The organism is Oceanisphaera arctica, assembly GCF_002936955.1.
GTDB classification, from domain to species: Bacteria; Pseudomonadota; Gammaproteobacteria; order Enterobacterales; family Aeromonadaceae; genus Oceanimonas; species Oceanimonas arctica.
The window spans coordinates 35,842-47,416 of record NZ_MPZM01000023.1; the positions used below are offsets into that span (position 1 = coordinate 35,842).

The following is an 11,575-nucleotide window of genomic DNA, read 5'->3' on the forward strand; positions in this document are numbered from 1 at the left end:
CAGTCCCTCTGCAGTCAAAGCCCCATGGCGTACTTCATCACCCGGGTTTTCAGCGGGCCGCTGTGCTGGGCAGCTTTCAGCCCCAGGTTACGCAGCAGCTTGATGGGCATGATATCGTTGCTGAAGGTGTGATAGCACAGGTCCATGGCCGACTGCATCAGCAGGTTGTCGGGCCGGCGCCGACGCTGGTAGCGCAGCAATCGTTCGGTAGCGGCGATGTCCAGACCCGCTTCCAGCCCCTGATGAATCAGCTCGCTCAACGCCGCCACGTCCTTGAAGCCCAGGTTGACCCCCTGCCCCGCCAGCGGGTTGATGGTATGGGCCGCATCCCCCAGCAATACCACGGCGCCTTTCACATAATCGTTGGCATGGCGGCGGCGCAGTGGGAAGTGTCCCTTGCTCAACACCTTGAAATTGCCCAGCCGAGCCGGAAAGTGAGCAGCTACCTGCTCGGCCAGCGAGGCGTTATCCAGCGCTGCCAGCTCGGCAATACGCGCCTTTTGGTCATACCATACCAGAGATCCCTGCAGGGGCCCCATCGGCAGGAAGGCCCGCGGGCCGCTGGGGACAAACTGCTGCCAGGTGGTGTCCGGCTCCAGACCATCGCCTTCTATACCGATCAGCATGCAGTGCTGAGCATAATCCCAGGACGAGATGCCGATACCGGCCAGCTGGCGGGTACGAGACTCGGCACCATCACAAGCCAGCACCAGCCGCGCCTGCAGCCGCTGTCCGCCCTCCAGGCTCAGCTCGGCGACGGCCTCGTTCTGAGTCAGGTCGGTCAGCCCATTGGGGCAGTCCAGCAGCACGTTTTGCAACTGAGCCAACGCCTGCCACAGCCCGAGCTGGATGACGCGGTTTTCGACCATGTAGCCCAGGTATTCGCAGCCCAGCTCCCGGGCCTCGAAATGGGTACTGAATCCCTGCCACTCGCAGGCCTCCAGCCGCTGATAAGGCCAGGCGCGCATGGCGACGATGGCTTCCCAGGCCCCCGCCTGTTGCAACAGTCGCACCGAGGTGGCGCTGATGGCAGACACCCGTAAATCCGGTGCCTGTTCAGGCGAAAAAGCCGCCGGTGCTTTCGCTTCGATGACACGAATATTCAGGCCGGTCGGTGCCAGCAGGGCCGCAGCCAGAGCCCCGACCATGCCGCCGCCGATGATGGCAATATCACAATGTTCCATATGCTAACCTCGTGCTAACCTCGCGATTTTTCAACTATTCTACCGCAAAAAGTGCGGTAACCCGGAGGGAATCTGCCCTTGCTGTCACCGGGCTGCGGCTGGATATTATCTGGTCACTGCCGACAGAAAAGAGTAGAATCCTCGACCCTGAAACATGTCCCTTGCCGTAATCCAAAGAGAGCCATGAGCAAAAAACTTCATATCAAAACCTGGGGCTGTCAGATGAATGAATACGATTCATCCAAGATGGCCGATCTGTTGGACGCCACTCACGGCTACCAGCTCACCGACGATGCCGAGCAGGCCGATGTGCTGCTGCTCAACACCTGCTCCATCCGCGAAAAAGCGCAGGAGAAGGTTTTCCATCAGCTGGGCCGCTGGCGTCCGCTGAAGGTCGCCAACCCCAAGCTGGTGATCGGTGTTGGCGGCTGCGTCGCCTCCCAGGAAGGTGACGCCATTCGCTCCCGGGCTCCCTTTGTCGATATCGTGTTCGGCCCCCAGACCCTGCACCGGCTGCCGGCGATGATCAAGTCCGTGCTCGAAGGCAACGGCGCCCAGGTGGATGTGGCCTTTCCGGAAATCGAAAAGTTCGACAGCCTGCCCGAGCCCCGCGCCGACGGCGCCACCGCCTTTGTGTCCATCATGGAAGGCTGCTCCAAATACTGCTCCTTCTGCGTGGTGCCCTACACTCGTGGCGAAGAAGTCAGCCGGCCGATGGACGACGTGCTCTACGAAATCGCCCAGCTGGCCGATCAGGGAGTGCGCGAGGTCAACCTGCTGGGCCAGAACGTCAACGGCTATCGCGGTGAGACCTATGACGGTGAAATTTGCAGCTTTGCCGAGCTGTTGCGCCTGGTCGCCTCCATCGATGGCATCGACCGCGTGCGCTACACCACCAGTCATCCCATCGAGTTCACCGACGATATCATCGAGGTGTACAAGGACACGCCCGAGCTGGTCAGCTTCCTGCACCTGCCGGTACAGAGTGGCTCTGACCGCATTCTGACCCTGATGAAGCGGCCGCATACCGCGCTGGAATACAAGTCCAAGATCCGCAAGCTGCGAGTGGCTCGTCCCGACATCACCATCAGTTCCGACTTCATCATCGGTTTCCCCGGTGAAGATGCGGACGACTTCGAAAAGACCATGAAGCTGATTGAAGATGTGGGTTTCGACATGAGCTTCAGCTTTATCTTCAGCGCGCGCCCCGGTACTCCGGCCGCCGACCTGCCGGACGATGTGCCGCTGGACGAGAAAAAAGCGCGCCTCTATCGCCTGCAGACGGTGATCAACAACCAGGCCCAGCTGATCAGCCGGCAGATGCTGGGTTCGACCCAGCGTATCCTGGTGGAAGGTCCCTCCAAGCTGGATCCCATGGAGTTGCGCGGTCGTACCGAAAACAACCGCGTGGTCAACTTCACCGGTCCCCATACCCTGATCGGCGGCTTCGCCGATGTGGAGATCACCGAAGTCATGCCCCACAGCCTGCGCGGCAAGTTTCTGCATGGCGAGAATGAAATGGGCCTGCGGGTACAGGTATCGCCCAAGAGCATTCTGGCTCGCCGCCCGGACGGCGTGGCCGACGAAGTCGGTGTGGCCACCTTTACACCCTAAAATACAGGGACTCGGGATTGGGGAATAGGGACTAGATACCCTACTCCCTACTCCCGAATCCCCAATCCCCGATATTCAGGAGTTATTTTGACAGCACAAGTCACCACCCTGGAACTTGAACTTCAGCCGGCCGATGGCCAGCGCCTGGCCAGCCTGTGCGGCCCCTTCGACGACAACATCAAACAGCTGGAACGCCGCCTGGGGTTGGAAATCAACTACCAAAACCAGTACTTCACGCTGGTGGGTCCGGCCAGTCTGGTCAAGGTCGGCGGTGAGCTGCTCACGCAACTTTATGTCGACACCCAGTCGGTGCGCGGCCAGTCGGTTCCCGATATCACCCCCGATCAGGTGCATCTGGCCATCAAGGGCAGCCAGGTACTGGAGCAGGGCGAAGAGCCCTCCGAGGGCTATCAGTACGGCAAGGAAGTGGTGATCAAGACCAAGCGCGGCCTGATCAAGCCTCGTACTCCCAATCAGGCGCATTACGTGGCCCATATCCTCAGCCACGACATCACCTTCGGCATAGGCCCGGCCGGTACCGGCAAGACCTATCTGGCGGTAGCGGCGGCAGTCGATGCCCTCGAACGTCAGGAAGTGCGTCGTATTTTACTGACCCGTCCGGCGGTAGAAGCGGGCGAGAAGCTCGGCTTTCTGCCCGGCGATCTGAGCCAGAAGGTCGACCCCTATCTGCGTCCGCTGTACGATGCCCTGTTCGAGATGCTGGGCTTCGAGCGGGTCGAAAAACTGATCGAGCGCAACGTCATTGAAGTGGCGCCACTGGCCTATATGCGCGGCCGTACCCTGAACGACGCCTTTATCATTCTGGATGAAAGCCAGAACACCACGGTCGAGCAGATGAAGATGTTCCTGACCCGTATCGGCTTCAACTCCCGGGCGGTGATCACCGGCGACATCACCCAAATCGATCTGCCGCGCAATGCCAAGTCCGGCCTGCGCCATGCCATCGAAGTGCTGACCGGTGTCGATGGTCTTTCGTTCAACTTCTTTCGCGCCGAAGACGTGGTGCGCCACCCTGTGGTGGCCCGTATCGTGCGTGCCTATGAAGCCTTCGAGGATCAGAAAAAATCTGAACAGCACCCGAACGAGAAAGCATCATGACCCTGTATCTGGACCTGCAAACTGCCTGTGATGAAGCGCCGGGTCTGCCGAGTGAGCAGCAACTGGAAACCTGGCTCAAGGCCGCACTGGCCGACGAGCGAGAAGAAACCGAAATCACGGTGCGGCTGGTCGACGAGATTGAGAGCCGCGAGCTCAACCGGGACTACCGAGGCAAGGACAAGTCCACCAATGTGCTGTCTTTTCCGTTCGAAGCTCCTCCCGGCATCGAACTGCCACTGCTGGGCGATCTGGTGATCTGCCGTCAGGTGGTTGAGCGAGAAGCGGCCGAGCAACAAAAGCCGCTGCAGGCCCATTGGGCACACATGGTGATACACGGCTGCTTGCATTTGCTCGGCTTCGACCATATTAAGGATGATGAAGCCGAAATCATGGAAGCCAGAGAGATAGCCATTCTGGCAGAACTCGGTATTACCAACCCCTATCAAGACGATGAAGGTTAAACAAGGTCAATGAGCGACGATAATTCGAACTCAGAAAACGGTTCGTCCACCAAGAAAAACTGGTTTGAGAAGCTGGGCCAGCTTTTTCAGGGCGAACCGAAGAATCGTGAAGAACTGGTTGAAGTGATCATGGAAGCAAGTCAGCGCGAGCTGATCGACCAGGACACCAAAGACATGATTGAAGGGGTGCTGGAAGTCAGCGAGCTGCGAGTGCGGGACATCATGATCCCCCGCTCACAGATGGTGACGGTAGAAAAATCCCAGCCAGTTTCCTCCTTCTTGCCGATGATCATCGAGTCTACCCACTCCCGCTTTCCCGTGGTCAACGAAGACAAGGATCACATCGAGGGCGTACTGCTGGCCAAGGATCTGCTGCAGTACGGCTTTGCCCTCACCGACGAAGAGTTTTCCATCGACAAGGTGCTGCGCCCCGCCGTGGTGGTGCCCGAAAGCAAACGGCTCGACAAGCTGCTCAAGGAATTCCGTCAGCAACGCTACCACATGGCCATCGTCGTCGACGAGTTCGGCGGTGTCTCCGGCCTGGTGACCATAGAGGATATTCTGGAGCTGATCGTCGGCGACATCGAAGACGAATACGACGCGGAAGAAAGCGCCGAAATCCGTCAGATCACGTCGCGCGTCTATGCGGTGGCGGCACTGACCGACATCGAAGACTTCAACGAGTTCTTTCATACCGACTTCAGCGACGATGAAGCCGACACCGTAGGTGGCCTGGTGATGCACGCCTTCGGTCATCTGCCCGCCAAGGGCGAACAGCTCGAACTCAACGGCTTCGTGTTCAAGGTCGCCCACGCCGACCGTCGACGTTTGCTGCAGTTACAGGTTAAGATACCGAACAATCAGGAAACCTCGACTTCGGAAGCCATATAACAGTGCGCCATTATCTACCTGTTCTCGGGGCCCTGCTTAGCGGGGCCCTCGGCGTTTTAGCCTTCAGCCCCTTCGACTACTGGCCACTGGCGCTGGTGTCGCTGTTCGGTCTTTATGCCGTTACCCAGAATCTTGGCCCCGTCATGGCCGCCAAACGCGGCTTTATCTGGGCCATGGGTTTCTATCTGCCGGGTTTGTGGTGGATTCACAACAGCATGACCATTTTCGGCGGCATTCCCCTGGCCGTCGCCTTTGTGCTGGTGGCCTTGCTGGCCGCCTACCTCAGCTTCTATACCGCCGCCGCCGTCTGGCTGGCACAACGGCTGGTGCCCTCTCCCCGCTGGCGAGCCCTGCTGGTGCTGCCGGCGTTACTGGTAATGGCCGACTGGCTGCGTGGCTGGGTACTGACCGGTTTTCCCTGGCTGTGGTTCGGTTACAGCCAGCTGGACGGCCCCCTCGCCGGGCTGGCACCGGTGCTGGGGGTGCAGGGCATCAGCTGGCTGCTGAGCTTTTCGGCGGCGGCGTTGTGGTTGTTGCTGCGCAATCGGTTCGTCTGGTGGCCGGGTCTGGCCGCGCTGCTGTTATGGGGCGCCGCCTTCGGCGCCGGCTTTGTACAATGGGTCACGCCTACCCAGAGCAGCCGCTTCGCCCTGGTGCAGGGCAATATAGAACAATCGCTGAAGTGGATTCCGGGTCAGCTGGAGCTGAGTCTGGAGCGTTATCTGGGACTGACCCTGCCCGAGCGGGATGCGGATGTGGTGATCTGGCCCGAGTCCGCGCTGCCGGCTTCCGAGCAACATCTGGCGCCCTGGCTGGAGCAGGTGGATCTGCTGATGCGCGAGCGCAACCAGAGCCTGATCACCGGCACCGTATCCCGCCCCGATACCGACGAGGTTTATAACGCCGTTATCACCCTGGGCCGCAACGCCATTCCCTACCAGTCCGAGCACAGTAATCGCTATTACAAACAGCAGCTGGTGCCGATAGGTGAATTCGTGCCCTTCGGAAGCCTGCTGCGACCACTGGCGCCCTTCTTCAATCTGCCTATGTCGTCCTTCTCTCGCGGTGCAACCGACCAGCCGGATCTGAATGCCGGTGGCCGTCACCTCAGCGTGGCCATCTGTTATGAAGTGGCCTTTCCGGGGCTGGTGCGGGATAACATGAAGCCCGATACCGATTATCTGCTGACCCTGTCCAACGACACCTGGTTCGGTCAGTCCATCGGCCCCTGGCAGCATCAGCAGATTGCCCGCATGCGCGCCCTGGAGCTGGGCCGACCGCTGATCCGCGCCACCAATAATGGCGTCACTCTGGTCACCGATGAAAAGGGCCAGATCACCGCCAGCCTGCCCCAGTTCGAAGCCGGCGTACTGCGCACCGAGGTCACCGGCATGACCGGACTCACGCCCTATGCCCGCTTCGGCAGCACACCGTTACTGATCTGGCTATTGGTCAGCGCGGCTCTGGGGATAACCCAAGGCCGGCGGCAATACAAATGGCGCCAGAAAAAGCTGAATGCGAAAGAAAACCTGAGGCAGAAAGCGAGAAGCTGAATAAAGTGAAGGAGTGAGGGGAAAGTCGGTGATCTGTCTTTCCCCTTTCTGTTTCTGTCCCGTGGTGTGGGCCTTGTTGTCCAGGCCAAGAAGAGTTGTCTTGATTCAGAAACCACTTTCCCGGATCAAAATCGCCAGCACCCTGCGTAACTGGTACCACAACCAGCTGCGCGATTCTCCCTCCACCCTGACCACACCGGGCAAGCGGGCATCAATGCGGCTTATAGGGCTGATATCATTCAGCGTCATCGATACCCGGTAGTGGCCTTCTTCCGGCACCAGACGATCTTCGACGACGCGTCGCACCGCAATGGGGCCGCCATATTCCGAGCTCAACTCACCATAAGGCAATGCAAAGACGGCGCCGATATCCACGTCACGGATTTTCACCGGCAGAGCCTCCATCCCCGGCCGGTCGGCAATAAAGACCCCCTGACTACCCGCCCGGACCAGATCGAGATATTGCTCCCCGATATATCCTTCTACATGGAACCGGGTCGGCTCAACCAGCGACAGCAATGGCATCTCGGTACCCACCCAAACACCGGGGTGCAATGATTCAATTTGTGTAACCCTGCCGGTAAAAGGGGCACGCAGTTGCAGCCGTTCTTGCCGAGCCTGCAATCCGGCTCTTCGTTCCAGCAACCGCTGATGTTGTTGTTCGGTAATGGCGCGAACGGCCTTTTCCTGTACCGAGCTGCCGCTGCGATCCAGCAACAGCCGAACCAGTTGCAGCTCTTCTTCCACCTGTTGCAACTCGAAGTTCAACGGCTCCGACTCCAGCCGCACCAGCAACTGACCGGCTTCAACTGCATCACCCTGTTTCACCGCCATCTCCATGATGACAGCCGGCTCGGATACAAACAGACTCTGTTCGGACTGGGCCTTCAGCACCGCCGGTACCGCCACTCCCACATGCAGAGGCAACAAGCTCAGCATCAGCACACCCGCCGCCAGTGCCCAGAACAGCAGGCGGCCAGTTCCCATGCTGCATTCACTTCGACGCTTCCACCACACGCTCACTTCCCTCCAGATTGGCAACACAATGAACCAGAGCACTTCCACCACAAACAGCAATATACCCAGCACCTTGAAGAACAGGTGATAAACCAGCAGGGCGATGCCCAGAAACAGAAAGAAGCGATACAGCCAGGTCGCCCAGGCATAAGCCACCATCAATCGGGTTCTGCCCCGGGGTTGCGGCTCGGGCAGGGGATCCTTCAATCCCAGCAGCAAATGACGCAGCCGCCAGCGCCCAAAGGCGAAGGCCCGCTGCTGCAGATTTTCTATTCCCAGCCAGTCGGAAAAGGCATAGTAGCCGTCGAAGCGCAGAAAGGGACTGATATTGACCAGTACCGAGGTAACCCAACTGGTGGTGGCAACAAAGAAGGCAGCGCTGCGCAAGGGACCATCGGGTAACAGATTCCACAGAAAGGTCGCCAGCAGGGCCAGATACAGCTCGGTACGCACCCCGGCGGTCACAATACGCAGCCGGGCGGCTCTGGATCTCAGCCGCCAGGCATCGGTGGTATCGGTATAGAGCACCGGAAACATCACCAGCAGGGCTACGCCCATGGAGGCGACCCGGCAGCCCTGACGTTTGGCGGCAAAGGCATGGCCCAGCTCGTGAGCGCTTTTCACTACCGCCAGGGTCAACCCATAAAAAACCAACCCCTCCAGGCTGAAAAAGTGCAGAAAGGTAGACCAGAAGCTGTCCCACTGGCGCACCACCAGCACCAGTCCGAGTCCCCCGAGTGACAACAGCAGATAATGGGTGACAGGCGCAAACAACCAATTCAGCCGAGGCGTCCAACGGTTCAGCCAGGGATCCGGGCGGAACAGTGGGATACGAATAAACAGATAGTGATGGATCAACCAACGCCAGAATCCCAGCAGCTGGTCAGCATACTGCTGATAAACATGTTGTGAGGCCTCGACGGTGCGGGACTCGATCAAGTTATTCGACACCACAAAGTCGATAAATGCCGCCAACTCTTCGGGGCGATAATCATGGCCCTGATTGTTCAACTCCAACAAGAACCCTTCTGCCGAGGCTCCCGCCTGCCAGTGACGGATCAAATAAAGCGCCTCGGCCGACAACGCAAAATACTTGTTACGCACCGCGTCAAACAGCAGCCAGCGCGGAGCGCCATCCTCATCGGGGGCTCCGGGTAACAATCGCAGGTTTTGACGCAATGGAGGCAATACAGCACCGATGGTCATGTCACTACCAACCCAGCCATTGGCGCGTACTGGTAATGGGGCGACGGAACAAATAGAAGAACAGACTTACCTTGTTGCCGTAGACTTTTGCCGTACCCCTAGTTCCTATTCTGGGCAGAGTCGTGTCGTTCTTCAGGCCATCAAGCCGGGCAATCAAACGATACGCCATCAGATCATCGGGAGTGCGTTGCGGCTCGTAGCTCGCATGCTGGAGGTGTGCCGACCAGGCAGACAGAGGATCATTATCAAAGAACACCTTGATCTCGGCACCCAGCTGCAAGGTAATCGAGTCTTTTACCGCCAGCATGATTTCAAGCTCTACCGCCTTGGGGTCGGCCAGCAGCAAGATGCGCTCGCCGATGTTGACCGGTCGCCCTTTCCACTCGTTCGGATCGCCCAACACCGCAATGCCGGCCCCCGGTGCGGTCAGTGTGGTCTTTGCCAACCGGGAACGGGCATAGTTCAGCTCTGCCTGCCGCAATCTTACCCGCGACTCCAGCTCGGCCAGACGTGCTTTCTGGGATGGATCCATAAAACCGCTTTGCTGGACGGTTTTCAGCTCGGCCCGGGCCACCAGTAACGCCTGCTGGGCTATCTCGTACTCATTGGCAAGTTCGCTATCTTCAAACTGCACCAATGGCTCACCGCGTTTAACACCCTGATTAGGCATGACGTTCAGTTGTTTGACGGCGCCATTGAGCGGCGCACTGATCACCAATGGATCCCGGGCGATGACTTCAACCGGAGCCAGGGTGCTGAGCCGCACCGGCGCCCACATCACGGCCAGCAGCAGGATAGCCAGCAACAGCCAGGTTTTTCTCTGACGCATACGCTGCAGAGCGTTTTTGAACGGCAGCCGACGCTGCAGTGCAAACAAGGCATGCCCTATGGTGCCGGACAGGTGCTCCATGACGCCTCGTTCCTGTTCGGTCCAGGGCTCGGAGCGAAACAGCAGCAAGACACCGAGTATGCGCCCTTCCTCGGCCACCGCTCGCAGCGGTGCCCAGAGCAGCTGCTCTGGGGCCATGTCCTGCCAGTCGAGCCGTAACGCCTCGGGCACCAGGCCTATATCAAACGCCGACAGCTGCCGGGCGTCCTCGCGTTGCGAAAGATGACCGGCAAGACGTTCAGTCCAGGCAACAAACGGTGAGGTGTAGTCCACCGTTGGAATATCCGACGCCGCCACCACCTGCAGATGACTCAACTCTTCCCCCAGTATCAACACGCTCTGGGTATAGGGAACACAATGATGGGTTTGATTGACGATGGTATAAAACAGCTGCGCAAGGCTGCTTGCCTTGCGCAATTGTTGTTCCAGCCCCAATAAAGCTGCAACATGTTGGTTCACATTTGCTCCTTAAACCGTGGTCAGCATATTCAACAACCGGTTGCCATAAGCTTCCATCGCATCTACTTCGGTAGCCAGCTGCTCGGCCAGCGGCACAAAGCCGGTCACCGGCAATTCTGTCGATGGCTGCTCCGGGCTGTCTGAAGCTTTGTTGCGCAGCAGCTCTTCAATGTCCAGCTTGATCTCCAGGATACGTATCTGGCCATCGCTACCCACCGCCTGGATCCTGAGCGTCAGATCTTTTACCTGCCCGGGGGAGTTTATAGTGACGTTGCCGGTGTTCGGGTCAATAATGACCCAGTTAGGCAGAACAGAACCGTCGGCCAGAGAGCCACTGTAGCTCTGTCCCTGCTCGGCTTTGCTGTCGGCAATGGCAATGGACAACTGATCCCTTGCTGTAGGAATAATGCTGGACACTTTCATTGCTATCGAGTCAAAAGCTTGCCGCTGTGCCTTGCTGAAGACCACTTCGCCATTATCACTCACATTGACATCAACCGATGCCCTGACCGTGGTATTACCATCGGTTCCGGTGGTTTGTACTACCAGAGCGCCAGACTCCGACAGCAAGACGGTGTCTGTTGATGTTTTGGGCGTCACAAAGCCGACTCCGGCACTGTCGTCCTGGCTTCCATCCTTGTTGACCAGCCCTTGCGGCAGGGACGACAAGGTGTTGGTCACCGGAGTGTTATCCACCTTGGGTGGCGGCACATCGGTGTTTTTGACCGGTGGCGTTACCGGGGTTTCCTTCGGTGGGGCCAACACTTCCAGCAGGTATTCACGGGACACTTGTGCTCCAGCCTGGTCCAGCGCAGTCAGGGTAACCCTGAACTTACCGGCTTCGGTCGGCTTGCCGGTAATGATCCCGGTCTCCGGGTTATAACTCAGCCCCTTGGGCAAGCCCTTGATGACAAAATCAAGGTCCTCACCGTTCGCTGCACTGTCTATATCGGTAAAGAGCACTGAAATATCACGCTGGTAGTCTTTACCAAAATTCCATTGCTCATTGATATTGGTAGTCAGCGCCACCGGGTTATCGTTCTGACCCTGGAGGGTGATGGTCAGGGTCGCACTGTCGCTCAGCTCACCGGCATCGGTGACGGTATAGCTGAAGGTCTCGGTCAGGGTCTGACCGCTGGTGCGCAGGGCCTGCACCGCCGCGTTGTTTTCGTCGATGACGTA

9 protein-coding genes are annotated in these 11,575 nt (G+C 58.6%); 5 read left to right on the forward strand and 4 right to left on the reverse strand.

Going from position 1 to position 11,575, the window contains the following annotated elements; translation table 11 throughout:
* Nucleotides 1–14: 14 nt before the first annotated feature.
* On the reverse strand, nucleotides 15–1,184 hold the full coding sequence (locus UN63_RS11035; protein ID WP_104486807.1) for an FAD-dependent monooxygenase: 1,170 nt from the start codon (nucleotides 1,182–1,184) through the stop codon (nucleotides 15–17).
* A 183-nt stretch (nucleotides 1,185–1,367) separates the two neighbouring features.
* On the opposite strand from UN63_RS11035, the gene miaB reads away from it, so the two are divergent.
* The 5 genes from miaB (at nucleotide 1,368) to lnt (ending at nucleotide 6,822) form a co-directional block, all read left to right on the forward strand.
* Entirely contained in the window at nucleotides 1,368–2,798 is a 1,431-nt protein-coding gene (gene miaB, locus UN63_RS11040; protein WP_104486808.1) for a tRNA (N6-isopentenyl adenosine(37)-C2)-methylthiotransferase MiaB, read from the forward strand.
* Between the two features lie 87 nt (nucleotides 2,799–2,885).
* On the forward strand, nucleotides 2,886–3,917 hold the full coding sequence (locus UN63_RS11045) for a PhoH family protein (protein ID WP_104486809.1): 1,032 nt from the start codon (nucleotides 2,886–2,888) through the stop codon (nucleotides 3,915–3,917).
* Nucleotides 3,914–4,378, forward strand: coding sequence for an rRNA maturation RNase YbeY (gene ybeY, locus UN63_RS11050; protein ID WP_104486810.1), 465 nt, complete (start codon nucleotides 3,914–3,916; stop codon nucleotides 4,376–4,378). Before UN63_RS11045 ends, ybeY begins: the two co-directional genes overlap by 4 nt.
* Nucleotides 4,379–4,387: 9 nt before the next feature.
* A complete protein-coding gene (gene corC / locus UN63_RS11055; RefSeq protein WP_104486811.1) occupies nucleotides 4,388–5,269 on the forward strand; it encodes a CNNM family magnesium/cobalt transport protein CorC in 882 nt (293 codons plus the stop codon).
* A 2-nt stretch (nucleotides 5,270–5,271) separates the two neighbouring features.
* The gene (lnt, locus tag UN63_RS11060) at nucleotides 5,272–6,822 is read left to right on the forward strand and encodes an apolipoprotein N-acyltransferase (RefSeq protein WP_104486812.1); all 1,551 of its coding nucleotides are present in this window, start codon (nucleotides 5,272–5,274) and stop codon (nucleotides 6,820–6,822) included.
* A gap of 105 nt (nucleotides 6,823–6,927) precedes the next feature.
* Here the strand turns inward: lnt and UN63_RS11065 are convergent, their stop codons facing one another.
* From UN63_RS11065 to UN63_RS11075, 3 genes are all read right to left on the reverse strand, one after another.
* Nucleotides 6,928–9,045 carry a site-2 protease family protein gene (locus UN63_RS11065; protein ID WP_104486813.1) on the reverse strand — a complete coding sequence of 706 codons (2,118 nt, stop codon included), beginning with the start codon at nucleotides 9,043–9,045 and terminating at the stop codon, nucleotides 6,928–6,930.
* Nucleotides 9,046–9,049: 4 nt separating this feature from the next.
* Complete coding sequence (locus UN63_RS11070) at nucleotides 9,050–10,393, reverse strand: efflux RND transporter periplasmic adaptor subunit (protein WP_104486814.1); 1,344 nt, start codon at nucleotides 10,391–10,393, stop codon at nucleotides 9,050–9,052.
* 9 nt (nucleotides 10,394–10,402) lie between these two features.
* A partial coding sequence (locus UN63_RS11075) for a putative Ig domain-containing protein (protein WP_146084740.1) occupies nucleotides 10,403–11,575 on the reverse strand: 1,173 nt, incomplete at its 5' end.